The following is a 25,708-nucleotide window of genomic DNA, read 5'->3' on the forward strand; positions in this document are numbered from 1 at the left end:
CACCGACGGTAGGAGGGTGTATGCGCTTTGTGTTCGATCTTTTCGTTCCGTATGCGGATTCGTTGCCCTGCCGGGTTCTCAGCGGCAGCCGGCGCCGAGGCAGTCCTTGCGGACCACTTCACGTCCGCCGACGGTCACGACATAGGACTCGTGCGGACGGCCGGTGTCCGCGCGGTAGGCGACACCGGCCACGATGACCGGCTCGCCCGTCCAGGTGTGGGCGGTGCAGTTCACGCGCACGACGGAGTGCGCTCCGGTTTCGGGTGTCGTGCAGTCGGGACGTTCCCGCAGCTCGATGCCCTGGGCCTTCAACTCGTCCACGGTGCCGCCCGTGACGGCGTTGCGGTACGCCCCTTCGGAGATCCGCTGCGTCGTCTCGCAGCCCGACACCGCCAGGGCGAGCGGCACGGCCAGTACGGCTGCGAGGAGCCGATTCACGGCGCGTCTCCCACTGCGTCTCCCGCAGCGTCTTTCACCCTGGCCTCCGCCCGGCGCAGTTCGGCGACCGCGTCGGCGAGCACGTCCGGCCGGTCGAGCGGGACCATGTGCAGCGCGTCCGGCAGTTCGACACGGCTTCCGTGCGGGCTCATCGCGGCGAGCCGCGCGTGGCCCTCGGCCCACTCGTGCTTCTCGCCGGGGTCCGCCACGTCGCCGAGCGCGGTCACGACCACCAGCGGGACGGGCGGGAACGGACGGCGCTCGCGCAGCCGCGCCAGGTCGGCGGCCATCTCCCGGTAGGCCAGTTCCTCCGCGATGACCGTTCCGATCACGGTCCCGCGCCCGTACACGGACCGCACGACGTCGTCCGGGACGGCCTCGTCGCGGCGGCTGGTCTTCCTGAGGATCAGCCGGCGCCCGCACGGCCCGGCGACCTTGGCCAGGCGTGTCGCGCCGAGGACCACCCCGGTCGCCGCGGCCAGGGGGGTCAGCACGGCCGCCAGGCGGACGGCCGCGCGCGGGTCGCGCTCGTAGCTCGGATCGACCAGCACCATCCCCCTGACCAGGCCGGGACGGAGCCTGGCCAGCGCCTCGGCATGGAACGCGGCCATCGAGTGCGCGAGGACGATCACGGGCCGGCCGGCCCGCTCCGCCAGGGCCTCCAGGGTCGCGACGTCGCGCCGGAGCGTGGGCCGCGCGTTCCCGGCCGGGCTGAGGCCGAGCCCCGGACGGTCGAACACGGTCACCCGGTACTCGTCCCGCAGCAGCTCGGTGGTCGGGACCCAGTCGAACCAGGCGCCGCCCAGCCCGGCGGTCAGCAGCAGCGGAACGCCGTCCGCGGGCCCGGACTCGACCACGTGGACCTGTTCGCGGCCCACGTTCACGATCTCGCTCACAGGCGAGCCCCCTCTCCCGCCGCCGTGACGGCGCGTGCGGTGTGCGCCGCGTCCCGCCGGTCGGCGTGCAGGGCCCAGGCGATGACCAGCAGCCCCAGGCACAGGACGCAGATCTGGACGCGCTGGACGACCCCGAGCCACTGCCCCATGTACATGGCCGTCAGCGTGCACGCCGCCAGCACCGTCTGGACCAGTGCGAGCCGCCAGCCCCAGCGGGCCAGGGCCGGCCACCACCGGTACCGGCGTGCGGCCAGTGACAGCAGCAGGAGCGCCGCCAGCCAGCAGATGACCACGGCGCTGCTGGTGACCGCGTGGAGTTCGTGGGAGAGCGACACGTGCCCCGAACGCTCCCGCAGTGCGCACCAGGTGTCCATGCTGGGTGCGCAGTCCAGCGGGAAGGCCGCGTCTCCGATGGCGAACAAGCCGAACAGGCCGAGGAAGGTCCATCCGGCGGTGGCGAGGGGCCTGCGCGTGAGTTTGCGGAGCGTGCTGAGCGCCACCAGGATCGTCAGGACGCCGGTGACGAGGTCCCCGGCGCCGTAGATGTAGTGGAACGGCTGGTCGGCGGCCGACAGCTCGCTCACGTAGCCGTTGAAGAAGTCGAGGTCGGGGTTGAGCACGCTCCCCACCAGGAACGTCGCGTAGGCGATCGCCGCGACGACGGTCAGGACGATCACCGGGGCGGGCACGATGCCCGGCTCGTCACGCTCGCCGGAGTCCACCGGAGGCCTCCCGGAGTTCACCGTGCCCCCCTCCGCCGCCCGACCCTGCCGCCCGTCCAGTATTTCCGAACTCGGGGTGTGGTGTGACCCGGGGCGCGGTTCTGGCGCGAAACCGCTGGCAGCGCCGCGCCGGCGCCTGCCGCCGGTGCCGCTCGCCGGTCTTCACCGTTCGCTGACGGAAAAGTTGACTTGCCGTAGTCGTTGTACAAGGGACGGTAAGGTCAACGATGATGTCCAGGCGATTTGTCGGGATCGTCCTTGACCAGCTTTTTCCCCGCCACGTAGGGGGTATCAATTCGGCATTAACCCGTCCCAAACGGTTGAATGGGGGTGACCTGAGCAGTCTCGATCACGTTCCGTGACGACGCGCCGGGGGCGCACTTCCCCGCTGACAGCAAGGAGTACCAACACGTGACACTGGTGAACGACGCGGCGCCCGCAGTGCGGTCCACAGGTCGCAAGTTCCGCGCCTTCACGGCGAAGCACCTTGACGAGCTCACCGCTCGCGCGGGGCTGTCGCCCGCGCAGCGCCTCGCGACACGGGCGGTGGCCACGGTCCTGCCGTTCCGGACGAACGCGTACGTCATCGAGGAGCTCATCGACTGGTCGGCCGCGCCCGACGATCCGATCTACCGGCTGGTCTTCCCGCAGGAGGACATGCTCCCTCCCGAGGACGTCGCGCACCTGGCCGGCCTCCTGAGCCGCGAGGCCCCCAAGGCCGAGATCGAGGCCGCCGCCCACAAGGTGCGGATGAAGCTGAACCCGCACCCGGCCGGCCAGATGGAACTCAACATCCCGAGCTTCGGCGACGGGAAGATCCCGGGAATGCAGCACAAGTACGACGAGACCGTCCTGTACTTCCCCAAGCAGGGCCAGACCTGCCACGCGTACTGCACGTACTGCTTCCGCTGGGCCCAGTTCGTCGGCGAGGCCGACCTCAAGATGGCCGGCGACGACGTCACCGCCCTGCGCGACTACCTCGTCGCGCACCCCGAGGTGACCAGCGTCCTGTTCACCGGCGGCGACGCCATGATCATGGGCGAGACGGTCCTGCGCCGCTACGTCGAGCCGCTGCTGGAGCTCGACCAGCTGGAATCCATCCGGATCGGCACCAAGTCCCTGGCCTACTGGCCGCAGAAGTTCGTCACCGACCCCGATGCGGACGACATGCTCCGCCTGTTCGAGCAGGTCGTGGAGTCGGGCAAGAACCTGGCGTTCATGGCGCACTTCACCCACCCGCGCGAGCTGGAGCCGCTCATGGTCACCGAGGCGTGCCGCCGCATCCGCGACACCGGCGCGATCATCCGCACCCAGGCCCCGCTGATCCGGACGATCAACGACCGCGCCGCCGACTGGGAGAGCATGTGGCGCACCCAGACCCGGATGGGCCTCATCCCGTACTACATGTTCGTCGAGCGCGACACGGGCCCGCAGGACTACTTCGCCGTCCCGCTCGCCGAGGCGTACGGGATCTTCCGGGACGCCTACAAGAACGTCTCCGGCCTCGCCCGCACCGTCCGCGGCCCGTCCATGTCCGCGACACCGGGCAAGGTCTGCGTGGACGGCGTCGTCGACCTGGCCGGCGAGAAGGCGTTCGCGCTCCACCTCATCCAGTGCCGCGACGCCGAACTGGTCGGCAAGCCGTTCTACGCCAAGTACGACCCCAACGCGGTCTGGCTGGACGACCTGAAGCCGGCCTTCGCCGACCGCTTCCCCTGGCAGCGGTAACACCCGCCGTGGCGTGTCCGCCCACCCGGCGGACACGCCACACCTGCTCACCACCGGCCCGTCAGCGCAAGTGGCGCGTCAGGGCGAGGCAGGCGATCAGCGTCGCCGTACCGCACAGCACGATGACATGGGACGGGGCCAGGAACTCGCCGAGGGCGCCTGCCCCGCCGATCCCGGCGGCCTGGCCCGTCATGAGGCCGCTGTTCGACAGGCCCAGGGCCTGCCCGCGGATTCGCTCGGGCACCGCGTCCACCAGGCGCCGCTGGACGGTCAACTCGTAGCCGAGCCCGAACGTCCCCGCGGCCATCAGCGCGCAGGCCGCCGGCAGGCCGGGCTCGAACACGAACACCACCAGCGGCGCACCGGTCAGCGCGGCCAACGGCAGAGTGAGACGTTCGCGCGGGCCGGGGCGGATCAAGCGGCCCACAATGAGGTTCCCCGCGAACATCCCGGCCGCGGCGGCCGACAGCAGCAGCCCGGCCGCGTCCGGGTTCCCCAGACCGCCCGCGTACGGGACGGCCATCCCCTCCGCGCCGACCGAAAGGGAGATCGGCAGCCAGGCGGAGAGCAGCAGCCCGCGCGTGGTGCGCCCGCCCAGCAGCAGCCGGTTGACCCGCCACGTCTCGCGCGCCGCACCCGAGGACGTCTTCGCCGCGGCCGCCGGCGTGTCCGGGAGCCGGAAACGGGCGAGCACGGTGGCCAGGGCCGCGCCGCCCGCCGCCAGCCAGAGCGTCCCGGCCGGGCTGAGCGCCGCCAGCAGCAGGCCGCCCGCGGCCTGTCCCGCGATCTGGGCGCCCGCGCTCGTCATCGTGAACATCGACCGGCCGAGCACGTAGCCGTCGCCGGGCAGCAGGACCGGAAGCCGTGCCTGGACGGCCGCGCCCCCGACCGGCGCGAACAGCCCCACCGCGAACAGCAACGCCAGGATCGCCGGCACCGGGAACCCGCCCAGCGCGAGCACGGCCGTGACCGCGAAGCGCAGCAGATGGTAGCCGGTGAGGAGCCGCCGGGCGGGGACACGGTCGGCGAGCGAGAGCAGCAGCGCGCCGCCCACCACGTACGGCAGCATGCTCGCGGCGAAGACGAGCGCCGCCGCGGCCGGAGAGCCCGTCCGTTGGAAGGTCTGCACGGACAAGGCGATCGTGCGGATCGAGTCGCCGGCCACCTGCAGCGTCTGCAGGGAGAACAGCGTCCGGAACTCCGGGATCCCGAAAACGTCGCGGTACCGCGCGGAGTCGGAGGGGGAAGCGGTCACAAGGGAGACTCTGCGGCGATGGCTCCGGCCCGCGACAATGTTTCGGGGAGGAACGAAACATGTACCGGATCGAGGTCGGCCCAGAAGACATCGCCGCCTGCCGGTTCGGGATCGCGCCGCTGCTGGAGACCATGAACGCGCTCGGCCTGGCGGCGGGCCGGGTGCCGCCGGAGCCGTTGCGCCCATGGGTGGAGCGGGCGCGGCCCCGGTACCTGACGATCGCGGGCGACCCTGCCGTTCGGGCGCTGGTGTTCCTGCGCCGCCGCTTCGGGTACATGGCCGACTTCGTCGGCCCGCCGCCCGCCCGGCCGAACCTCACGGTCGCCGAGCAGCTCGCCACGATGCGGGCGACGCCACTCGACCAGGCACGACGGGAGGTCGCCCGCAATCTGAGGGGCCTGCCCGAGCCTGCCGCCGTCGTCCGGAACGTCCTGGACGCGACGGACATGGTCGAGCGCCTCGCCACCGGCCTGGAGACCGCCTGGCGCGCCCTGCTGGAGCCCGACTGGCCGGTGGTCCGGTCGATTCCGGAACGCGACATAGTCCACCGCGCCGGCCGGCTGGCCGCCTACGGCTGGGCAGAGGCGCTGGACGGTCTGTCACGTCAGGTGCGCTGGCGTGACGGCGTGATCGAGGTGGACATCGCCGGCGGCGGCGATGCCACCCGCCGGCTCGGCGGCGCCGGGCTGATGTTCGTGCCCGTCGTCTTCTCGGAACTCGGCCTCGCGGTCGAGCAGGGCTGGCCGTACACGCTGATGTACCGGGCCAGGGGAGTGGCGGCCCTGTGGGAGGGCCGGACGCCGCGCGACGAGGACGCCCTCGCCAAGCTGGTCGGCCGTACCCGGGCGGATCTGCTGCGCCTGCTCGCCGAACCCGCCACCACCACCTGGCTGAGCGCCCGGCTCCGGATGAGCGTCGGCGGGGTCGGGGACCACCTCGCGGTGCTGCGCGCGTCGGGCCTGGTCACCAGGGAGCGCACCGGCCGCTCCGTCCTCTACCGCCGCACGGCCGCCGGCGACGTCCTGACCGACACGCCCTGACGCCGGGGTCGCGCCCGTTCCGAACTCTGCCGAAGAAGGAAGCAGTAGAAGGCAGCGGGGGCCCGGTTTCGACCGGCGTCCCGCGTGGCAGGGCGGCGACGGACTAGACGCGCTCCGGCGTTTCCCGCGGGGCATCGGTGACATAGGTGCCGGGGGTTTGGCCGTACTCCTTGGCGAAGGCCGTGATGAAGGCGGACGGGCTTGCGTAGCCGACCTGGTGGGCGACCTTCGTGACCGGGTGGGAGTCGAGGAGGACGCGGGCGGCGCGCAGGCGCAGGCGGGTCCGCCACCGGGTGTAGGGCATGCCGAACTCGCGGAGGAAGTCGCGCTGGAGGGTCTTGACGCTCACGCGCAGCCGGTCGGCCCATTCGTCGAGGCGGGTCGGGTCGGCGGGGTCGCGGGAGAGGGCGCGGGCGACCGTCAGCGCGAACCCCGCCCCGTGGACGCCCGTGCCGTGGACGCCCGTGCTGTGGGAACCCGTGCTGTGGGAACCTGTGCTTTGGACGCCCGCGGGCGGGCCGGCGGGCGGTGCGCCGAGGCCGGTCAGGATGCGGCGGCGGGCGGTGAGCGCGGCCGCCTCGTCGCAGCCCCGGCGGGCGATCGCCTCGATGAGGTGTGCGGCCTCGGCGTCGACCGTCACCGGTCCGGCGCGGAGGCCGTCCAGGGCGGGCGGCACCTCGCGCAGGCAGACGCGGTAGACCGTCTGCCGGTCGCCCGCGTGCACGTCGTGGCTCACCGCGCGCTTCACCCAGAACGCCTCACCGGGGCCCGCGAACAGGGTGGACGAGCCATACAGCAACGCGAGCACGCCGTCTGGGGACCAGTAGAGCTGGTGCAGGAAGTCCTGGCGGCCCTCGCCCATCGCCAGCCCGCCCGCCGAGCGGTACTTGAGCACGAGGATCCCGCCGGGCGCGCCGAGGCCGTAGCCGTACTCCTCGCAGGTCTCCGGGTCGTTCCCGTAGTGACTCGTGACCGGCACAGCTTGTCCTCTCAGCGATATGAGCTCGGATTAAGTAAGGCTAACCTAACCAGGCATTCGACCATGTCAGCGGGGTGCCGACCCCGCGTACCCCTGGAAACCCCGTGAAGGATCGCGACCATGCACGCTCGTAAACCCTGGAGACTCGCCGCCGCGGCGGCCGCCTCGCTCGTCCTTGCGACGGCCTGCGGATCCGGCTCGGACTCCGGCTCCGGCGCGTCCGCCGAGACCCGTGTCTTCGAGGCGGACAACGGCAAGGTCACGATCCCCGTCGAGCCGCAGCGCGTCATCGCGACCGGGTACGCGGTGCCCGTCCTCATCGAGGCCGGGGCGAAGCTGGCCGGGATCTCGTCGTGGAAGCGCGGCCTGCCGCTGATGACGGCGGAGGACCGCAAGACCTACGACGACCTGACCAAGATCGCGGGGGAGACCGCCGCCGAGACCAACTACGAGGCCATCGCCAAGGCGAACCCGGACCTCATCGTGATCGGCGTCCCCGCGCCCGTCCTCGGCGACCTGGACATGAAGCGCCTCGAATCGATCGCCCCCACCGTGGCCATCGGCCCGACGGTCCCGTCCGCGTGGCGCGAGCTGTCGTTCCGGCAGTCCGACGCCGCCGGCCGGTCCGGCGAGCACGCGGCGGCCAAGACCGCGTACGAGAAGAAGGCGGGCGAGCTCAAGGCCAAGTACGAGGACGCACTCGCAGGACTCAAATTCGGGCATGTCGGCGAATACGGCGACGTCTCCGCCGGGACGTTCATGCGCGAGTTCGGCAAATCATGGGGGACCAACATCGCTCAGGACATCGGCGTGACCTACTACGGCGAGGTCGAGAAGAAGGGCGGGGGCTCGAAGGACGTCAGCGAGACCCCGTCCCTGGAGGAACTGCCGGAGAGCCTGGGCGAGGCCGACGCCGTCACCTACTCGCTGGAGCCCGGCGGCAAGCCCGGCGAGTCGGCGAAGTACGTCCTCGACTCCGAGCTGTGGAAGAACCTGCCCGCCGTCAAGAACGACATGGCGTTCGGAATCCGCTACACCGAGGCGGCGACCTACGAGTCCGCGACGCGGACGCTGGACGAGATCGACAAGGCGCTCGCGCCGCTGCTGGAGAAGTGAGCGGGGGGCCACATGCTGACGGAGCGTCACGATCCGCGCGGCCGCGTGCTTGAGCACCACCGGACGGGCACGGAGGTCCGCCGCATCGGGTACCCGATCTGCATCCGGACCGGGCGGCTGCTGCGCCGCGAGCAGATCACGAAGAACATCGTGCGGCTGACCGTGGGCGGCCCGGAGCTGGCCGGCTTCCACACCTACCAGGCCGATGACCACGTCAAGATCGTCTTTCCGGACGCGGACGGTACGCGGCGCCTGCCCGTCCCCACCGCCGACCTGTCGCTGGACTGGCCGAAGCCTCCGCCGCCCAGCCGCAGGTACACCATCCGGCGCTACGACGCGGACACGTGCGAGATCGACTTCGACTTCGTCCTGCACTCGGACGGGCTCGCCTCGGCGTGGGCAGCGGAGGCGCAGCCCGGCGAGGAGGTATCGATCGCAGGGCCGCCCGGCGCCAAGGCGTTCCCGCACAACTACGACCACTACGTGTTCGCGGTCGACGCCACCGCGCTGCCCGCCGCCGCGCGGTGGCTGGAGGAGTCCCCGCCGGACGTGTCCGCCCGGCTGGTGGTCGAGACCGCCGACGCCGCCGACCACGCCTACCCGCTCGCCGCCCGCGACGGGGTGGAGGTCACCTGGCTCGTCCGGGACGGCGGGCGGTCCCCGCTGGCCGGCGCCGTGATGTCGCTCGACCTGCCCGCCCGCCGCACGTTCCTGTTCGCCGCCGGGGAGACGGGCGCGATCAAGCCACTGCGCGCCTGGGCGCGGGACCGCGGGGCCGCGGAAGGAATGGACGCGCTGTTCACCGGCTACTGGAAACTCGGAGTGGCCGATCTTGAGGATTGATCAGCGGCCCGGCCTCGCCGCGGCCGGCCCGGCACCCTCCGGCCCGGCACCCTCCGGCCCGGCACCGGCCGGCCCGGCACCGGCCGGCCCGTCCCGGCGGGTCGTGATCCTGCTGGGGGCGGTTCTGCTCATGGTCGTCCTCACGGGCGCGAGCCTGGCCGTCGGGGCGGGGTCGGCCCCGCCGCAGGAGGTCTGGCGGGCCCTGACCGGCTACACCGGGACGAACGAGCAGTTGATCGTCCGCGACATCCGGGTGCCGCGGACGATCCTCGCCATCTGCGTGGGCGCGGCCCTCGGCGTCTCCGGCACCCTCGTCCAGACGCTGACCCGCAACCCGCTGGCCGAGCCCGGGATCCTCGGGGTGACCGCCGGCGCCGCGTTCGCGATCACGGTCGGCACCGTGCTCGGGATCAGTGAATCGCAGTCGGCGCGACTGGCGCTCGCGCTGGCCGGGGCGGTGGTCGCGGCGCTGGTCGTCTACGGCGTCGGCAGGACCGTCCCGCTGAGGCTCGTCCTCGCCGGCGTCGCCTTCACCTTCGTGCTGTCGGGCATGACCCTGGCTCTGCGCCTCCAGTACCCGGATGTCCTCGACAAGTACCGGTTCTGGTCGGTCGGGTCGCTCGCCGGGCGCGAGCAGACGCCGTACCTGGTGCCGGCGCTGACGATCGCCCTCGCCCTCGCCGGTGCGCTGCTGGCCGCCCGCCCCCTTGCCGGGCTGGCGCTCGGAGAGGACGTCGCGCACGCGATCGGCGTCCGCGTCACGTGGATCAGGGTGGCGGTACTCGCCCTCGTGACCGTCCTCGCCGGCGCCGCCACCGCCATCGCGGGCCCGATCGCCTTCGTCGGGCTGATCGTGCCGCATCTGGCGCGGCGTGCCGCCCACGGGTCGGTCCCGTGGCTGATGGCGTACACGATGCTGCTCGGACCCATCCTGCTGCTCGTCTCCGACATCGGGTCGCGGGTGCTGCTGCCGACCGGTGAGGTGCCGGTGGCCGTCGTCACCGCGTTCCTCGGCGGACCGGCGCTGATCTGGGTCGTCCGCCGGTACGGGACGGTGGAGCCGTGAGCGGGCTGGTGGTCCGCGCGGGCCGGGTGTCCGCGCGGATCGAGCGGCGGACCGCCGTCACCTCGCTCGTGCTGGCGGGCGCCGCGCTGGCACTGGCCGTCGTCGCGCTGTGCCGCGGCGACGCCTGGGATCCGCCCGGCGAGGTCCTGGCGGGGCTCGCCGGGTACGGGGACGCGGCGCTGGTCGTGCAGGAATGGCGGCTGCCCCGGGTGAGCGCGGCGCTGGTGTTCGGCGCCGCCCTCGGCTGCGCCGGATCGGTCTTCCAGAACCTCACCCGCAACGCGCTCGGCAGCCCCGACGTGATCGGCCTCGACGCGGGCGCCTACACCGGTGTCCTGATCGCGATCACCGTGTTCGGCGGGACGGCTGGGGGCCTGGCGGCCGGGTCCCTCACCGGCGGGCTCGCCGCGGCCGCCGCCGTCTACGTGCTGTCGATGAAGTCCGGGCTCAGCGGGCTGCGGCTCGTCGTCATCGGGATCGCGGTGAACGCCATGCTGACCGCGGTCAACTCGTGGATCATCCTGCGCGCGCAACTGGACGTCGCGATCGCCGCGACCGGATGGAGCGCGGGCTCGCTGAACGGCCTGGACTGGGACGAGGTCCGCCTGCCGTTCCTCATCATCGCCGTGCTGGCGCTGCTGCTCGCCGCCCTGTCCCGGGCCATGGGGCAGGCCGCCCTCGGGGACGACGTCGCGGCGGCGTCCGGGGTGGAGCTGAACCGGTACCGGCTGCTGGTCATCCTGGCGGGCGTGGGATTCACCGCCACCGTCACCTCCGCGACCGGGCCGATCGTGTTCGTCGCGCTCGCCGCCCCGCAGATCGGCCGCCGCGTCGCCGGCGCGGCCGGGACACCGGCGCTGCCCGCCGCGCTGACCGGGGCGCTGCTGCTCCTGGCCGCCGACCTCGCCGCCCAGACGGTGCTGGCCCCCGTCCAGCTGCCCGTCGGGGTCGTCACCACGGCGATCGGCGGCACCTACCTCATCTGGCTGCTGATCATGGAAATGAGACGGTCGTGACGAAAGAGCAGGCCGCGACGGGACGCCTGACCGCCGCCGGCGTCACCCTCGGCTACGGCGACCGGGTCGTGTCGGCGAACCTGACCGTCGACGTCCCCGACCGGGCGTTCACCGCCGTCGTCGGCGCCAACGCCTGCGGCAAGTCGACGCTGCTGCGCTCGTTCGCCCGGCTGCTGGCGCCGTCGGCCGGCCGCGTGAGCTTCGACGGCCGCGACGTCCGCGACTACCGGCCGAAGGCCATCGCCCGCGAGGTCGGTTTCCTGCCGCAGGGCCTCGTCGCGCCCGAGAACATCGCGGTGCGGCAGCTCGTCGGCCGCGGCCGGTTCCCGCACCAGACGCTGCTGTCGACCTGGTCGCGCGAGGACGAGCGGGCCGTGACCGCCGCGATGAAGGCGGCCGGCGTCACCGACCTCGCCGAACGGCCCGTCGAGAGCCTGTCCGGCGGGCAGCGGCAGCGCGTGTGGGTCGCGATGGTCCTCGCGCAGGAGACGTCCTACCTGCTCCTGGACGAGCCCACCACCTTCCTCGACATCACGCACCAGTACCAGCTGCTCGCCCTGCTGGCGAGGTTGCGCGACGAAGGCCGGACGATCATCACCGTGCTGCACGACATCAACCAGGCGTGCCGCTTCGCCGACCACCTCATCGCGATGCGCGACGGCCGGGTCGTCGCCGAGGGCGCGCCCGCCGACATCGTCGACACGGGCCTGATCAAGGAGGTGTTCGACCTGTCCTGCGTCATCGTCCCCGACCCGGTCACCGGCACCCCGATGATCGTCCCGGACGCCGGTTAGCGGTGAACCGGCCGCGCGCCCGGGACGGCCGGGACGGCCGGGATCAGGCGGCGAACTCCGCGATGATCGTGGCGCGGGCCAGTGTGTGCGCCGTGACGTTGAAGCCGACGACGGCCGGGGACGTGTCGGAGTCGAGGCCGAGCGACTCCACGTCCAGGGCGTGGACGGTGAACACGTAGCGGTGCGGGTCGCCGGGCGGCGGTGCCGCGCCGCCGTACGCCTTCACCCCGAAGTCGCTACGGGCGTGGACACCGACCTTGGAGTCCTCAGTGCCGGCGCCGGTGGCCAGCTCGATCACGTCCGCGGGCACGTCGAACAAGACCCAGTGCCAGAAGCCGCTGCCGGTCGGCGCGTCCGGGTCGAAGCACGTCACCGCGAAGCTCTTCGTCTCCGCGGGGAACCCCGACCAGCGCAGGTGCGGTGACCGGTTGCCGCCGCTGAAGCCCCAGTCGTCGAACACCTGCCCGTCGGGGAGGCGCCCGCCGTCGGTGACGTCGTCGCTGGTGACGGTGAACGAGGGGACCTCGGGCAGGTGCTCGTGCGGAAGCGGTGGCTTGCCGGCCATGGCGACCTCCTAGTCGGGGGACTGCGCGTCAGGGATCTGCTCGCCCTCCATCTCTATCAGGGGACGGTCAGGTCTTGACGGCTCCCATCGTGAACCCGGTGACGAAACGGTCCAGGAACAGGTTGAACAGGAACGCGATCGGCACCGCCGTGATCACCGTGGCGGCCTGCAGCGACTGCCAGAAGAACACGTCCCCCCGGACCAGCTGCGTGGGCACCCCGGTGCTGATCACCATCTCCGGGCTCGCCGACACGAATGCCAGCGCGTACACGAACTCGCTGGACGTGAGCGTGAAGCTGAACACCACGACCGCGACGATCCCCGGGAACACCAGCGGCATCACCACCCGCCGGAACGCGCCGAGCCGGCTGTAGCCGTCCACCATGGCCTGCTCCTCCACGTCCTTCGGGACGGCCTTGAGGAACCCGATCAGCAGCCACACCGACACCGGAACCGTGATCGTCGGATACACCACGATCATCGACCAGAGCGTGTTCTCCAGATGCAGCGCCACCACGACCCGCGTCAGCGACAGGAACAGCAGCGACGGCGGCACCAGATACACCATGAAGATCGCGATGCCCATCGGCGTCCCCCACGGGCGGTCCAGGCGCGCGAGGGAGTACGCGGCGGGCAGCGCCAGCGCCAGCGTCACCGCCACCACCGCCGCGCCCACGATCAGCGTGTTGACCACGAACGTCATGAACGGCGTGTCGGTGAACAGGAACGTCACATGGTCGGGCGTCGCCGGCATGTTGAAGAAGAACGGGTTGCTCTCCGGGTCGTACAGGTCCTGGTTCTGCTTGAACGCGCTGATCACGCTCCACAGGAACGGCAGCGCGCACAGCAGCGCGGCCGTGATCGCCGCCGCGTACACGCCGAACCGGGACGCCGCATGCCGCCGCCCGTACCGCCGGCGGAGCCGCTCCATCTCACCGCCGGACACCTCCTTGACGGGCGCCCTGCCACCGGACGCCGGGGCGGTGCTCACCTTCCTCGCCTCCGCTCGGGGCTCATCGTGCCTCCAGGCGCCGGACGGCGCGCAGGATCGCCACCGCGGCCGCGAGCAGCAGCGGGAACAGGAACAACGCGATCGCGGCGCCCTGCCCGACGTCGCCGCCCTCGATGCCGCGGAAGTACGCCCACGACGCCAGCACGTCCGTCGAGTGCGTCGGGCCGCCCCGCGTCAGCACGTACGGGACGGTCATGTCGGTGAACGTCAGGATCGCGCCGAACAGCGCGGCGACGGCGATCACCGGCATCGTCAGCGGGATCGTCACCTCGAACATCCGCCGCCAGAACCCGGCGCCGTCGATCCGCGCGGCCTCGTCGAGGTCGCGGGGGATCGCGATCAGCCCCGCCATCACGATCACCGCGGCGAGCGGCGTCAGCCGCCACACGTGCACGGCGATCACCGACGCCATCGCGGTGCCCGGACGGCCGAGCCACACGACGTTCGCGTCGATCAGCCCGACCTGGCGCAGCACCCAGTCGAGCGGCGAGAAGATCGAGTCCAGGAACCACAGCCACGAGATCGTCGACAGCGCCACCGGCGTCGTCCACGGCAGCAGGATCAGGAACCGGACGAACCACTTGCCGCGGAAGTCGGCGACCAGGATGTTGGCGAGGATCTTCCCGAACACGACGATCAGCACCATGCTCACGCCGGTGAAGACCAGCGTGTTCCGCAGGGCGCGCCAGAAGATCCGGTCGTCGAACACCTCGGCGAAGTTGGCGAACCCCACGAAGTCGAACGACGGGTCGCCGGTCGTCACGTCCGAGAACGCGAACGCGACCGCCAGCAGGAACGGGATGCCGACCAGCGCGAGGATGTAGACGACCGACGGCAGCAGCATCACCCACGCGAGGAACCCGTCGCGGTCGGCGAGCCCGGCCTTCGTGCGCCTGTCCCGCCTGCGCGCGGTGTCCGGCTCCGGCTCGGTCTTCACGTCCGTCATGGGGCGCCCCCGACCGGCACCGCGGCCGCCCGGGTGCCCGCCTCGGCGTCGAAGAACCGGAGCCGGTCCGAGGGCACCGCGAACTCGTGCGTCTCCCCGGCCTCCAGCGGCGTCCCCACGGTCGCGGGCAGCCGGGCGATGACGCGGGTCTCCTCGCCGATGCCCGTCACCGTCCCGTACACGTGCCGGTCGCCGGACAGGTACTCCATCCGGTCGACCCGCAGCGGCATCGTCACCCGCGCGTCCGCCGCGACGTTCTCGGCGGGCAGCAGATGCTCGGGACGGAACCCGACCAGCCGGTCGCCGCGCTCGACGAGGTTCATCGGCGGCGACCCGATGAACGTCGCGACGAACGTGTCGGCCGGGTCGTCGTACACCTCCTGCGGCGTCCCGACCTGCCGGACGCGGCCCTGCTCCAGCACCGCGATCCGGTCACCGAGGCCCATCGCCTCCGCCTGGTCGTGGGTCACGTAGATCGTGGTGGTGCCGACCCGCTCCTGGAAGCGCTTCAGCTCGTCCCGTGCCGTCGCGCGCATCTTCGCGTCCAGGTTGGACAGCGGCTCGTCCAGCAGGAACACCGCCGGGTCGCGGACCAGGGCACGCGCCAGCGCCACCCGCTGCCGCTCGCCGCCCGACAGCTGGCGCGGCTTGCGCCGCAGCAGCGGCTGGATCTCCAGCAGTTCCGCCGCCCAGTTCGCCTTGCGTTCGCGTTCCTCCTTGTCCATCCCCTCCGCGCGCAGCGGGAAGACGATGTTGTCCTTCACCGTCTTGTGCGGGTAGAGCGCATACGACTGGAACACCATCGCGATCTGCCGGACCCGCGGCGGGAGCCCGTTCACCACGTTCCCGCCGATCAGCACCTCGCCTTCCGTCGGCTGCTCCAGGCCGGCGATCGTCCGCAGCAGCGTCGTCTTCCCGCACCCGGACGGCCCGAGCAGCACCAGATACTCCCCGGGCTCCGCCGCCAGATCCACGCCGTCCAGGGCCAGTACCTGCTCCGACCGGCCCCGCCGCGCCCGGAGATGCCCGTCGAACGCCTTGACCAGCCCCTTCACCTCGACCGTGTGCATGGCCTCGCCTCCGCCCAGAGGTTGTGCACGGGCTCAGCCGCCTACGAGGCCGCGGGAGCGCCAGTTGTCGAAGACCGAATTGATGCTCTTCTCCGCCTCCGCGACGGCGTCCGCGGGGGACGCCTGGCCACGTGCGGCACGGCCGAACATCGTCGGCAGGATGTGCGTGTTGAAGGTCTCGCCGATCGCCGGGTTGGACGGGCCCGGGTAGCCGATGTTGGCGCTCCACGACACCGAGTCCTTCAGCAGGCTGAGCTTGTTCGCCGGCTTGGCGCCCCACGGGTCGTCGTCGAACCAGCCGTTCAGCTGCGGCACGAGCGACGGCCACGCCGGCAGGTCGTACAGCTCGGAGTGGTACGTCACGGCCGGGAAGTTGGCCGTGTAGTGCAGCAGGAACTCCTTCGCCGCGTCCGCGTTCTCCGCGTGCTTGGGGACGATCCACTGCTGGATCACGTGCTGCGCGGCGAACGCCGCCTTCGGGCCGCGCAGGGCGGGGACGAAGAAGATGTCGTCGCCGATCGTGCGGTTGGTGCCCATCGCGGTCCGCCACGCCGAGATCGAGTTCAGGATGAACGACGACTTGCCGGCGATGAGCGCCTGGTTGTTGGACGCCGGGTTCCAGGAGAAGACCTCGCTGGTCTCGGCCTCCTTGAACAGCTTGGTCATGAACTCCACGGCGGCGATCGTCGCGTCGGAGTTGATCACGACCCGCTCGTTCTCGTCCTGGACGGAGCCGCCGAACGACCACAGCAGCGCCCGCGCCGCCATGTTCGAGTCGGTCTCGGGCGACAGCCCGATCCCGCACGGCACCCCCGTCTGCTTCTTGATCTCCGAGGCGCCGCGCAGCAGGTCGTCCCAGCTGGCCGGGCCGTTCGGCATGCCGACCTTCTGCCACATCGACTTGCGGTAGTCGCCGGGGTCGGGCGTCCAGCCGGGGCAGTAGGCGTAGAACCGCTTGGTGTTCGGGTTGTAGCTCGACTTGCGGCACAGCTCCTGCTGCTGCCCCCACCGCCGGTTCGCCTCCTGGACGACGTCGGACATGTCCAGGACGGACGGCTCGTACTGCGAGAACGGCGCGATGTGCTGGATGAGGTCGTGTCCGCGTTTCGCCTGGATCTCCGACGCGGCGCGGCGGGGGACGTCCACGGTGTTGACATGGTCGACGCGGACGTCGACCCCGACCTTCTCACCCCAGTCGGCGACGAACTTGTCGAACCATTTGTCGTGCCGGGGCACGAAGTGGCTCCACATCAGGATGCTGAGGGAGCCGCTCAGCTTCGATGCCGGGGCGGTGAACACCTCCTTGGGGGCGTTGCCGGTGTTCTTCGCCTGCGGTCCGCTGGACTCGCTGGCGCATCCGGCCAGGAGCCCGTAGGCGCCCGCGGCGAGCGCCGTGGAGGACAGGAATCCGCGTCTGCTGATTCCGGCGGAGTCGGTGCGGGGGGTGTGGAGGGTCGTCCCCTCTTGGGGGGTACTGAGCCGGTCGGCCATCGGGAGTCTCCCTCGCCGCTGAAGGTCTCCCCTCGAAGGTAGATCGACGAGGCCGTTTCATCCAGAGACGATCCGGTAACTCGGCGTCACTGTGGTCTCACCCGCAACACCGGTCCCGATGGTCACCCGCGTTGCTCTTCACCGGTCCTGACAAACCACTGACCCGGTGTTTCAGCGGGCCTTACTCTCCGGTGGCACGCCAAGCCGGCACATTGCCCGCCGGTGGCCCGGTGCCTTCACGTTCCCGGTGGCCCCGCTATTTGCCGGTGGCCTCGGTATAGGCGGCGATGACCTCGTCCGGCTCGCCGTCCATGTGCATCCGGCCCTCGTCGATCCAGATGACGCGGTCGCAGGTCTCCTTCACCACGTCCAGCTGGTGGGCGACGAGGAACACCGCGCCCGCCTCCTTGCGCAGCTCCTCGATCCGGCGCTTGCTCTTGACCTTGAACTTGGCGTCGCCGGTGGCGAGGGCCTCGTCGATCAGCAGCACGTCGTGGGTCTTGGCGGCGGCGATCGCGAACCGGAGCCGGGCGCCCATGCCGGACGAGTAGGTCCGCATGGGGTACTGGATGAACCCCTCCTTGAGGCCGGCGAAGTCCACGATCTCCTTGTACCGGGCCTTGGTCTCCGCCGGGGTCATGCCCATGGCCAGGCAGCCGAGGACGATGTTGCGCTCGCCGGTGAGGTCCTTCATCAGGGCCGCGTTCACGCCCAGCAGGGACGGCTGGCCATCGGTGTACACGCCGCCCCTGTGCGGCGGCAGCAGCCCCGCGATCGCCTTGAGCAGCGTCGACTTGCCGGAACCGTTGGTGCCGATGATGCCGACGGCCTCGCCCCGGTAGGCGATGAACGACAGGCCCTTGATCGCGTGGACCTCGGTCATCGTGGGGCGGTGCTGCCGGCGCAGGACGCGGGAGAAGGCCGACGCGGCGTTGCCCTTGCCGCCCGCTCCGTAGACGCGGTAGACGATGTGCAGGTCGTCGACGACGACGATCGGCTCCCGGTTCGGGTCGATCTCGACGGCCCCCCGGACCTTGGTGTCAGCCACGGCCGTAACGCTCCTCGGCTCTGTAGAAGTACATGAACCCGCCGACCAGCATCACCACGGACCATATGAGGCCGTACAGCCACAGGTGCATCGACGAGGTGACGCCCAGATCCGTATGGACGTAGTTCCGGTACTCGCCCAGCAGCACGTACCGGCTGAGCTCGAGGTACACGTAGGCCGGGTTGAGCTCCAGGAGTTCACCCAGGATCGGGTACTCGGCCAGCTTGGAGCCCGGCCTCATCAGCGAGGGCAGGCTGAAGATGACACCGGACATGTACAGCCAGGTGCGCATGACGAACGGCAGGAGCTGGGTGATGTCGCGGTTGAACGCGCCCAGCCGGGCCATCACCATGCTGATGCCCACGTTGAACATGAGCTGCAGCAGCACCACCGGCACGAACAGCAGCATGTTGAACGTGATCGGCTCACCGAAGGCGATGATGATCGTGAACAGCACGGTCAGGGCCATCAGCAGCTGCTGGAACTCCACGACCGCGATCGCGAGCGGCAGCGTGGCGCGCGGGAAGTGCAGCGCCCGGATCAGCGAGAGGTTGTCCCCGACGGACTTGGCCCCGGCGGTGACGGACCGCTGCGTGAATCCGAACAGGAAGACGCCGGTCACCAGGAACGGGATGAAGTCCGGTACGCCGCGGCTGATGCCCAGCAGCAACCCGAAGACCAGGTAGTACACCGCCGCGTTCAGCAGCGGTGTCAGCACCTGCCACACCTGGCCCAGGCGCGAGTCGCTGTACATCGAGATGTTCTTGGCGGACGCGAACGCCCATATGAAGTTCCGCCGGGCCCACACACTCTGGAGGTACTTGCGCAGCGGGGGGCGCGCCGCACTCTGCCTCAGCCCATACCGAGCGGCGTAGTCGGACAGCGTCTCGTTCACGTGATGGGGCTCCGCGATCGTTCCGACCGACTCGCCACCCGATGAACCGAGCCGTTCCGGGTGACTCATGCCGCGAAGCTTATTGCAGTCGGTGAGTCCAGAGTGACGTGTGCCCGCATGTGACCCCCGATTTGAGATCTTTGCTGAATCATGTCGGCGTCCCTGGGGATACCCCGGTCATGCGCGTCAACCACACCCGGCGCATCTCCGCGCCGTCACGGCCGGTCCGCAGGCCCCGCCGCCGCCCGGAACCGGAACCCCGGCCCGGTCTGCTGCCCGCGGGCGTGCGGCGGTCCCGGTTGCTGCGCAGGCTCGGACGGGTCGACCGGTGGGCGTTCGACCGGGTCGCGGCGGCGCGGCTGCGGGGGCTGGAGTACGTCCTGCCGAGGCTGTCTCGGTTCGCCGACCACGGTGTGCTGTGGTTCACGACCGCGGGCGTGATGGGCCTCGCGGGACGGGCCCGGCTGCGACGCGCGGCGCTGCGCGGCTCGATCGCGATCGCGGTGGCGAGCCCGGCGGTGAACGTCCTCGGCAAGCACGCGTTCGGCCGCAGGCGTCCCGTCGTGGATCTGGTGCCGCCGATCCGGATCCGCTGGAAGCTGCCGACGTCGCACGCCTTCCCGTCCGGCCACTCGGCGTCCGCCGCCGCGTTCGCGACGGGCGTCGCGATGGAGGCGCCGCGCCGGGTGGCCGTACCGGTCACGGCGACGGCCGCCGCGGTGGCGTTCTCCCGCGTCTACACCGGCGCCCACTATCCGGGCGACGTCCTCGCCGGGATGGGGATCGGCGCGCTCGCCGCGCTCGGGACGCGGGTGGTGTGGCCCGCCCGCCATCCGGTGGCCCGTGTGACCCGGGTCGAGGACGCGGCCACCGGTGACGGGCCGGTCACCGAGGACGGGCGGGGCCTGGTCGCGGTCGTCAATGCCGGGTCGGGTGTGGCCGGTGAGGCGGCCGCCGGGATCCTGCCGGGGCGTGCGGAGATGGCGATCGGGCTGCTGGAGCGGGAGCTGCCGGCGGCGGAGATCGTCCGGACCGGGCCCGACGAGGACATCGACAAGGTGTTCGGCGAGGCCGCCGGGCGGGCCGCGGTGCTCGCCGTCATCGGCGGGGACGGCACCGTGAACGCGGCCGCGCGGGCCGCGCTGAGCCACGACGTCCCGCTGCTGGTCGTCCCCGGCGGGACGTTCGACCATTTCGCCCGCGCGCTCGGCCTGGGGTCCGCGGCGGAGGCGATCGCGGCCTACCGGGGCAGGCGGCTCGGCCGCGTGGACGTCTCCTACGTCGCACCGGCGACCGGCGGGCACGGGCGCGACGAGGAGCACCTGTTCCTCAACACCGCCGCTTTCGGCGCCTACACGGAGATGATCGACCGGCGGGAGCGGCTGGAGGACCGGATCGGGAAGTGGCCGGCGCTCGCCGTCGCCGCCGCGCGCACGCTGTGGCACTCCGAGCCGGTCGACCTGGTCGTGGACGGCCGGAGGCGCCGCGTCTGGCTGGCGTTCGTCGGAAACTGCGTCTACGGCTCGCGGGGCGCCGCCCCCACCTGGCGGGAACGTCTCGACGACGGGCGGCTCGACGTCCGGATGGTCGCCACGGGACGCCGCGTCCCCCGCGTCCGCGCTCTCGCCGCGATCCTGGTCGGGCACCTGCACATCACCCCCGGTTACCGTGCGTGGCGGGCGAGCGGCCTGGAGGTGGTGTCGCCGTCCGGGGGCGTGCGGCTGGCCCGGGACGGCGAGGTCTCCTCGCTGCCCGCCGCACTGCGGTTCGGCAAGCACGCCGGTGCGCTCGCCGTGTTCTGCACCGGCGAGGTTCGGCGGGCGGCGGCCGGGTAGGGGACGGGACGCCCGCGGAGGAGGGGGATCGGAATGACGAGTCACGACACCGAGACAGGAGTCGACCCCGGCGCGCTCGACGACGCCGACCTGCTCCGTGAGCTGGGCCACCTCTATCAGACGAGGCTCGATGCCCTCCGGCACGCCGCCGACCAGGCCTACGGGGAGCACACGCGCCGCATGAACCAGCTCGAAGCCGAATACCTGCGCAGGCGTCCGGGACGCGAGATCGACCCCGAGCGGCTGCGTGAAGGGGCACGCGCCCGCTGACGGCTTCGCGATGAGCCCCGACCGCCCGGCCGGTTCCGCGCCACCGGCCGGGACGGTCGGCCTCCTGTGCGCGGGCTGGTCTTGTTCGGGGGTTCGTCTTGGTCGGGTAAAAGGCCGGGCGTTGGCCGCGGGGGAGCGGGAGGGTCCGTTGCAGGATCCGGAAGGGATCTTCGGGGGGTGTGATCTGTGAGGCGGACCCGGCCTGGCCGGAATCGACTGCGCCATCGGACACGATTGCGTCACCGGGAACGGCTGGGCCATCGGAGACGGCAGCGTCGTGGGCACCAGCCGAAGCTCGGTGAGTGCGTCCGGCAGTGGTGGCCGTTCGTGGCGGGAGCCCTGGCGACGAGCGGGCTGCTGCTCGGCGCCTATCTGTGGGCACCGCGGGAGCCGGGCACGGCGGCGCTGGCCGTCACGGGCGCCGGCCGGCCCGGCCGGCCGTTACAGACGAGGCCCGTGCCGAGGAAGACCGTGCCGGAGCGGCCGATCAGCAGCTACACCACGCATTTCACGCCGGGGGAGCCCCGGGTGCGCAACATCGAGCTGGCCGCCGGGATCCTGGACGGGCACATCGTCGCCCCCGGCCGGACGTTCTCGTTCAACGGCGTCGTCGGGCCGCGCACCAGGCGCCGCGGTTACGTGCCCGCCCCGGCCATCATGGGCTCGCGGCTGGTGAACGAGGTGGGCGGCGGCATCTGCCAGGTGTCCGCGACGTTGTTCAACGCGGTGTTCCGGGCGGGCCTGGACATCCGGAAGTCGCGCGCACACACCATGTACATGCCGGAGTACCCGGAGGGGCGCGAAGCCGCGGTGTCCTACCCGGCCCTGGATTTCACCTGGCGGAACGACACCGGGCGTCCCGTGCGCATCCAGGTCGCCTCCACGGCGTCGTCGCTGACGGTCAGCCTGTGGGGCGAACGCAGGTACCAGGTGCGGTCGAAGACGTCCGAGCGGTACGGGTTCAGGCCCTACGGGACGGGTGTCGGGCGGGGACGCACATGCGTTCCCACGGCCGGCCGCAAAGGCTTCGAGATCGATGTCTGGCGGACCCTGCTCGACGACGGCGGCCGGAAGGTCAGCCGTGAGAGGTTCCACACCGAGTACCGCCCCCAGCCCAAGGTGAAGTGCGTGTAGGGGTGCCTGCGAGGCCCGGCGGGGCGCGTGACATCGTGAGGGCATGGCGGTGTTGAAGTCATGACGGCACGCGAAGGAACGTATGAGCTGGGGCCGGACGACGGGCGGCTGCTGATCAGGACGGGCCGCAGCGGGCTCGGGCGGCGGGCCGGCCACGACCTGACCATCGAGGCCACCCGGTGGACGGCGGCCGTCGAGGTCCGGGAGCCGCTGGACGGGTCGTCCGTCGAGGTGACCGTCGACGTGGACGCGCTGGAGGTGCGGGAGGGCGCCGGGGGCGTGAAGCCCCTGACCGACGAGGACCGCGCGGAGATCAAGAAGAACCTGCGCAAGGTGCTCGACGTCCACCGCTATCCGCACATCACGTTCGTCTCCACCCGGATCGCGGGAAACGAGGAGATCGAGGGCGACCTCACGATCATGGGGCGGGTGAAGCCGGTGCGGATCCCGGCCGCCCTTGACGGTGACCGCGTACGGGGCGGCGTCACCGTGACGCAGAGCCGCTGGGGCATCAAACCGTACTCGGCGTTCTTCGGCGCCCTCAGGCTCGCCGACGACGTCGAGATCGAGTTCGACGTCAGGCTTCCCGCCTAGCGCGGGCGGCGCGGGTGTACTGGTCGTCGAGGCTGCGCGGGAACGGCAGCATCCGGTGCCGTTCCCGCCAGGGCGCGTACTGGCGGACGGCGTTGAACCCGGCCGCGGTGATGATGCGCCCGACGTTCGGGCCCGGCGGGCAGGCGGGATAGACGTCCAGGTGGGCGATGTCCGCGGGAAGACCGTCCGGCCTGCGCGGCGACACCAGCGTCATGGGCGGGCGGACCCGTTCGGCGGACGCCATGTCCCGCGCGTAGGCGACGAGTTCGCGTGTCTCCAGGTCGGGCCCGCTGTGCACGATGAGCCAGCCGTCCACGTCGATCGGTTCCGATGGGGGGTCGATGAGGGCCAGCGGTGAGATCTCGTCCGAGACCTCGCGCAGGTGGGCCTCATGGGCGGGGTTCAGCGGCTCCAGGACGAACGTGCGGTCGAAGCGCGGCGGGTCGGCGGGCATCAGCGGCCGGTACGCGTCCCAGCGCAGCAGCCGGGCCAGATGCGTGACCCTCGTCCCGGGCGGGAAGCGGGTGAGTTCGCCCCTGAGACCGGCCGGGAACGCGTCCACGATCACCTCGTCCGGTACCGGGCCCGCCGCGCTCTCCACGACGTGCCAGCCGCCCGCGACGCGCGGATCGGCGGCGAACGGCGACCCGGTCACCACGGTCACCGGCCCGTCCGGGGACAGGGTGTGCAGGGCCGACCGGAGCCGTGTGAGATGCCCCAGCCCGTCCCCGGCCGCGTAGCAGACGATCACCGCACGGAGTCGAGAACCGCGAGGTATCCGGCGGTCTCGGCGGCCGGGGTGAAGTCGCGGCGGATCCGTTCCGCGCCCGCCGCGCCGAGCTTGGCCAGTTCCTCGGCGCTCGCCCGCGCGGCCCGGTCGATCGCCGCGCGGCAGGCGTGCGCGTCCCCGGCCGGGAACGTGAACCCGATCTCGTCGTCCGCGACGTCCGCGAGCCCGCCGCCGTCCGACGCGATCAGCGGCACGCCGAGCGCCGCCGCCTCCAGCGCCACGTTCGGCATCCCGTCGTAGAACGACGGCAGCGCGACGAGGTCGCAGCCCGCGTAGACGGCCGGCAGGTCGTAGCGCTCCATGAACGGCAACGACGAGTGCGGAATCTCACGCTCGGCCAGCCCCTCCCGCACGGACTCCTCGACCTCGCCGACCAGCAGCAGATGGAACGCCTCCGCGTGCCCCGACGCGGCCAGGGCGTCCAGGAAGAAGCCGACACCCTTCTTGACCTTGAGCTGCCCGATGAGGCCGATCGTCCGGCGTCCCGCCCCGACGCCGCCGTCCCGCCACGCCCGGCCCCGCTCCCGCTCGGACGGCAGGATCCGCCACTGCCCGGTGTCGACGCTGTTCGCGACGAACGTGACGGCGGCGTCCGGGGCCAGCGCCGACACCAGCGGCGCGTGCGACCGGGCGACGACGCAGACGCGGGACGAGGCGCGCAGCGCGTCCGCCAGCACGCCGCGCCGCCGCATCGAGAACACGCCGACGTCGATGTCGTTGCCGCGCAGCAGCGTGACGAGCGGCGCGTCCAGCAGCGCGGACAGGACGGGCGCGGCGAGCATGGCGTACACGCCGCCGAACGCGACCACATGGCTGTAGCCGGTCAGGTTCTCCGCGGTGATCGTCGTCCACAGCCGACGCAGCGCGTGCTCGGAGTCGTCGCCGAGGGGCGCGGTCAGCAGCCGCCCGCCGTACTCGCGTTCAACGCCCCACCGGCGGCCCCGGCGCGTCAGGTGGGCGACGTCGACCTCGGCGCCCGCGCCGCGCAGACCCCGCACGATCCGGTCGCACGACTGCGACATGCCGCCCCGGCTCGGCGGATAGTGCTCGGTGATCCACAGGACGCGGGGCATCAGCTGTCCACGAACCCCGTGTCGTCGTCCGCCCCCCAGTCGCCGCCTTGCGAGTAGTCGTCACCGGGGTTGAACGCCCCGCGGTCGAACGCGTCGAACGACGAATACCAGTGGACGTCGCTGTAGACCTGCGAGCTGCGCCGGTAGTAGTGGCGCCGGTATCCGCCCGCCCAGGACGGGTGGTGGGGGTCCGGCGTCCCGTACCCCTGCGCCGCCGCGCACTCCGGGCACAGCGCGCCCTGTGCCGCGTACGCGGCGTGCGCGGCGCAGACGGCGCGCCGGCACTGCGCGCAGGACGCCGCCGCCACCTGGCCGCAGCGCCCCAGCACGAAGAAACCCGTGGTCACGGAGCAGCGGGTCATGTCGTCCTCCTCGTGGCCGTGCCCGGCGGCGTCCACCGGAACGGCTCCGTCGACACCTGCAGGATCAGGTCGACCAGGGCCAGGTTCTCCCGCGGGCCGGGGAACTTCCCGCTCGCGCGGACCACCGTCCGCGTGCCCGGCTTGACCCGGACCCTGACCCAGCTCGGCGGCGGCGACGGGGGCCGCTGGACGACGGCGCCCTTCGGCAGCCGCCGGGTGACCCGCACCAGCTGCACCGTCTTCGACTTGCTCTTGAGCTTGATCTTGCCGCGCGGGTTCCGCTTGCGGTACCTGCGGTTGCGCACCCGGTCGGTGACCACGAGTTCGACGACGCTGCCGTCGCGCAGTTCGGCGCGCGCACGCAGCCACGGATCGAACGAGTACCACTGCTTCAGCCTCGACACCGGGGGGCGGGAGGGCAGGTCCTGCTGCGGACCGTTCTTCTCCGGGACCGCCGGGCCGCGCATGTCCGCCGCCACCGACAGCACTCCGCCCGGCGCCATGTCGGCCGCGAGCACCCGCAGCATCGGCACGAGCACGCCCCGGACCCGGTCGTGCAGCAGCCATTTGCGGCGCTTCACCTGCGCGTCGTGCCCCGCGATGCTCTGGATCACCGGCTCCCAGTCGTCCCGCCGCAGCGTGACGGTGAAGCCCTTCTCCAGGGTGAGGGCCTTGTGAAGCGGATGGAAACGCTCGATGGCGGCCTTCTGCTTACGCCAGAACATGACGT

At 71.7% G+C, this 25,708-nt stretch carries 27 protein-coding genes; 11 read left to right on the forward strand and 16 right to left on the reverse strand.

What is annotated here, in order from left to right:
* Nucleotides 1-78 precede the first annotated feature (78 nt).
* From ACGFIS_RS02210 to ACGFIS_RS02220, 3 genes are read right to left on the reverse strand one after another with little or no spacing between them, the layout of a single operon-like run.
* On the reverse strand, nt 79-438 hold the full coding sequence (locus ACGFIS_RS02210; protein ID WP_392910542.1) for a hypothetical protein: 360 nt from the start codon (nt 436-438) through the stop codon (nt 79-81).
* Nucleotides 435-1,334, reverse strand: a complete 900-nt coding sequence (locus ACGFIS_RS02215) for an alpha/beta fold hydrolase (RefSeq protein WP_392910540.1) — start codon at nt 1,332-1,334, stop codon at nt 435-437. The genes ACGFIS_RS02210 and ACGFIS_RS02215 overlap by 4 nt, the downstream gene beginning before the upstream one ends.
* On the reverse strand, nt 1,331-2,056 hold the full coding sequence (locus ACGFIS_RS02220) for a DUF998 domain-containing protein (RefSeq protein WP_392910538.1): 726 nt from the start codon (nt 2,054-2,056) through the stop codon (nt 1,331-1,333). Before ACGFIS_RS02220 ends, ACGFIS_RS02215 begins: the two co-directional genes overlap by 4 nt.
* Before the next feature lie 411 nt (nt 2,057-2,467).
* On the opposite strand from ACGFIS_RS02220, the gene ACGFIS_RS02225 reads away from it, so the two are divergent.
* A complete protein-coding gene (locus tag ACGFIS_RS02225; RefSeq protein WP_392910536.1) occupies nt 2,468-3,784 on the forward strand; it encodes a KamA family radical SAM protein in 1,317 nt (438 codons plus the stop codon).
* 61 nt (nt 3,785-3,845) lie between these two features.
* Here ACGFIS_RS02225 and ACGFIS_RS02230 read toward each other — a convergent pair whose 3' ends face one another.
* Entirely contained in the window at nt 3,846-5,039 is a 1,194-nt protein-coding gene (locus ACGFIS_RS02230; protein WP_392910534.1) for an MFS transporter, read from the reverse strand.
* Nucleotides 5,040-5,098: 59 nt separating this feature from the next.
* Here ACGFIS_RS02230 and ACGFIS_RS02235 point away from each other — a divergent pair, with 59 nt between their 5' ends.
* A complete protein-coding gene (locus tag ACGFIS_RS02235) occupies nt 5,099-6,079 on the forward strand; it encodes an ArsR/SmtB family transcription factor (RefSeq protein ID WP_392910531.1) in 981 nt (326 codons plus the stop codon).
* 103 nt (nt 6,080-6,182) lie between these two features.
* On the opposite strand, the gene ACGFIS_RS02240 is transcribed toward ACGFIS_RS02235, so the two are convergent.
* Entirely contained in the window at nt 6,183-7,058 is an 876-nt protein-coding gene (locus ACGFIS_RS02240; protein ID WP_392969093.1) for a helix-turn-helix transcriptional regulator, read from the reverse strand.
* A gap of 120 nt (nt 7,059-7,178) precedes the next feature.
* On the opposite strand from ACGFIS_RS02240, the gene ACGFIS_RS02245 reads away from it, so the two are divergent.
* Genes ACGFIS_RS02245 through ACGFIS_RS02265 form a run of 5 tightly spaced genes read left to right on the forward strand, consistent with a single transcriptional unit; the run spans nt 7,179 to nt 11,893 of the window.
* A complete protein-coding gene (locus tag ACGFIS_RS02245; protein WP_392910527.1) occupies nt 7,179-8,174 on the forward strand; it encodes an ABC transporter substrate-binding protein in 996 nt (331 codons plus the stop codon).
* 12 nt (nt 8,175-8,186) lie between these two features.
* A complete protein-coding gene (locus ACGFIS_RS02250; RefSeq protein WP_392910525.1) occupies nt 8,187-9,017 on the forward strand; it encodes a siderophore-interacting protein in 831 nt (276 codons plus the stop codon).
* Nucleotides 9,007-10,083: a FecCD family ABC transporter permease gene (locus ACGFIS_RS02255; RefSeq protein WP_392969096.1), complete on the forward strand. Its 1,077-nt coding sequence runs from the start codon at nt 9,007-9,009 to the stop codon at nt 10,081-10,083. The genes ACGFIS_RS02250 and ACGFIS_RS02255 overlap by 11 nt, the downstream gene beginning before the upstream one ends.
* Nucleotides 10,080-11,099, forward strand: coding sequence for a FecCD family ABC transporter permease (locus tag ACGFIS_RS02260; protein WP_392910521.1), 1,020 nt, complete (start codon nt 10,080-10,082; stop codon nt 11,097-11,099). Before ACGFIS_RS02255 ends, ACGFIS_RS02260 begins: the two co-directional genes overlap by 4 nt.
* Nucleotides 11,096-11,893, forward strand: a complete 798-nt coding sequence (locus tag ACGFIS_RS02265) for an ABC transporter ATP-binding protein (RefSeq protein WP_392910519.1) — start codon at nt 11,096-11,098, stop codon at nt 11,891-11,893. Before ACGFIS_RS02260 ends, ACGFIS_RS02265 begins: the two co-directional genes overlap by 4 nt.
* A gap of 43 nt (nt 11,894-11,936) precedes the next feature.
* Here ACGFIS_RS02265 and ACGFIS_RS02270 read toward each other — a convergent pair whose 3' ends face one another.
* The 7 genes from ACGFIS_RS02270 to ACGFIS_RS02300 form a co-directional block, all read right to left on the reverse strand.
* Nucleotides 11,937-12,458, reverse strand: coding sequence for a YbhB/YbcL family Raf kinase inhibitor-like protein (locus ACGFIS_RS02270; protein ID WP_392910517.1), 522 nt, complete (start codon nt 12,456-12,458; stop codon nt 11,937-11,939).
* A gap of 67 nt (nt 12,459-12,525) precedes the next feature.
* Nucleotides 12,526-13,449, reverse strand: coding sequence for a carbohydrate ABC transporter permease (locus tag ACGFIS_RS02275; RefSeq protein WP_392910515.1), 924 nt, complete (start codon nt 13,447-13,449; stop codon nt 12,526-12,528).
* A gap of 22 nt (nt 13,450-13,471) precedes the next feature.
* Nucleotides 13,472-14,416, reverse strand: a complete 945-nt coding sequence (locus ACGFIS_RS02280; RefSeq protein WP_392910513.1) for a carbohydrate ABC transporter permease — start codon at nt 14,414-14,416, stop codon at nt 13,472-13,474.
* Nucleotides 14,413-15,486 carry an ABC transporter ATP-binding protein gene (locus ACGFIS_RS02285; RefSeq protein ID WP_392969099.1) on the reverse strand — a complete coding sequence of 358 codons (1,074 nt, stop codon included), beginning with the start codon at nt 15,484-15,486 and terminating at the stop codon, nt 14,413-14,415. Before ACGFIS_RS02285 ends, ACGFIS_RS02280 begins: the two co-directional genes overlap by 4 nt.
* 33 nt (nt 15,487-15,519) lie before the next feature.
* Complete coding sequence (locus tag ACGFIS_RS02290; RefSeq protein WP_392910509.1) at nt 15,520-16,977, reverse strand: ABC transporter substrate-binding protein; 1,458 nt, start codon at nt 16,975-16,977, stop codon at nt 15,520-15,522.
* Nucleotides 16,978-17,233: 256 nt separating this feature from the next.
* Complete coding sequence (locus tag ACGFIS_RS02295; protein ID WP_392910507.1) at nt 17,234-18,025, reverse strand: ABC transporter ATP-binding protein; 792 nt, start codon at nt 18,023-18,025, stop codon at nt 17,234-17,236.
* Complete coding sequence (locus tag ACGFIS_RS02300; protein WP_392910505.1) at nt 18,018-18,989, reverse strand: ABC transporter permease; 972 nt, start codon at nt 18,987-18,989, stop codon at nt 18,018-18,020. Before ACGFIS_RS02300 ends, ACGFIS_RS02295 begins: the two co-directional genes overlap by 8 nt.
* Nucleotides 18,990-19,099: 110 nt before the next feature.
* On the opposite strand from ACGFIS_RS02300, the gene ACGFIS_RS02305 reads away from it, so the two are divergent.
* The 4 genes from ACGFIS_RS02305 to ACGFIS_RS02320 all read left to right on the forward strand — a co-directional run bounded on the left by ACGFIS_RS02305 (nt 19,100) and on the right by ACGFIS_RS02320 (nt 22,753).
* Nucleotides 19,100-20,755, forward strand: coding sequence for a bifunctional phosphatase PAP2/diacylglycerol kinase family protein (locus ACGFIS_RS02305; RefSeq protein WP_392910503.1), 1,656 nt, complete (start codon nt 19,100-19,102; stop codon nt 20,753-20,755).
* Nucleotides 20,756-20,788: 33 nt separating this feature from the next.
* Nucleotides 20,789-21,025 (forward strand): DUF6158 family protein, encoded by a 237-nt coding sequence (locus ACGFIS_RS02310; protein WP_392910501.1) that lies wholly within the window; start codon nt 20,789-20,791, stop codon nt 21,023-21,025.
* Between the two features lie 327 nt (nt 21,026-21,352).
* Nucleotides 21,353-22,159: a VanW family protein gene (locus ACGFIS_RS02315; protein WP_392910499.1), complete on the forward strand. Its 807-nt coding sequence runs from the start codon at nt 21,353-21,355 to the stop codon at nt 22,157-22,159.
* Between the two features lie 60 nt (nt 22,160-22,219).
* Nucleotides 22,220-22,753, forward strand: a complete 534-nt coding sequence (locus ACGFIS_RS02320; RefSeq protein WP_392910497.1) for a YceI family protein — start codon at nt 22,220-22,222, stop codon at nt 22,751-22,753.
* On the opposite strand, the gene ACGFIS_RS02325 is transcribed toward ACGFIS_RS02320, so the two are convergent.
* From ACGFIS_RS02325 to ACGFIS_RS02340, 4 genes are read right to left on the reverse strand one after another with little or no spacing between them, the layout of a single operon-like run.
* The gene (locus ACGFIS_RS02325) at nt 22,737-23,504 is read right to left on the reverse strand and encodes a hypothetical protein (RefSeq protein WP_392969102.1); all 768 of its coding nucleotides are present in this window, start codon (nt 23,502-23,504) and stop codon (nt 22,737-22,739) included. The genes ACGFIS_RS02320 and ACGFIS_RS02325 overlap by 17 nt on opposite strands.
* Nucleotides 23,501-24,616, reverse strand: coding sequence for a glycosyltransferase family 4 protein (locus ACGFIS_RS02330; RefSeq protein WP_392969105.1), 1,116 nt, complete (start codon nt 24,614-24,616; stop codon nt 23,501-23,503). The genes ACGFIS_RS02325 and ACGFIS_RS02330 overlap by 4 nt, the downstream gene beginning before the upstream one ends.
* Nucleotides 24,616-24,978 (reverse strand): hypothetical protein, encoded by a 363-nt coding sequence (locus ACGFIS_RS02335; RefSeq protein ID WP_392969108.1) that lies wholly within the window; start codon nt 24,976-24,978, stop codon nt 24,616-24,618. The genes ACGFIS_RS02330 and ACGFIS_RS02335 overlap by 1 nt, the downstream gene beginning before the upstream one ends.
* The gene (locus ACGFIS_RS02340; RefSeq protein ID WP_392910488.1) at nt 24,975-25,703 is read right to left on the reverse strand and encodes a hypothetical protein; all 729 of its coding nucleotides are present in this window, start codon (nt 25,701-25,703) and stop codon (nt 24,975-24,977) included. Before ACGFIS_RS02340 ends, ACGFIS_RS02335 begins: the two co-directional genes overlap by 4 nt.
* Nucleotides 25,704-25,708 lie beyond the last annotated feature (5 nt).

Origin of the sequence: Spirillospora sp. NPDC048824, assembly GCF_043198455.1 — a bacterium.
Lineage (GTDB): Bacteria > Actinomycetota > Actinomycetes > Streptosporangiales > Streptosporangiaceae > Spirillospora.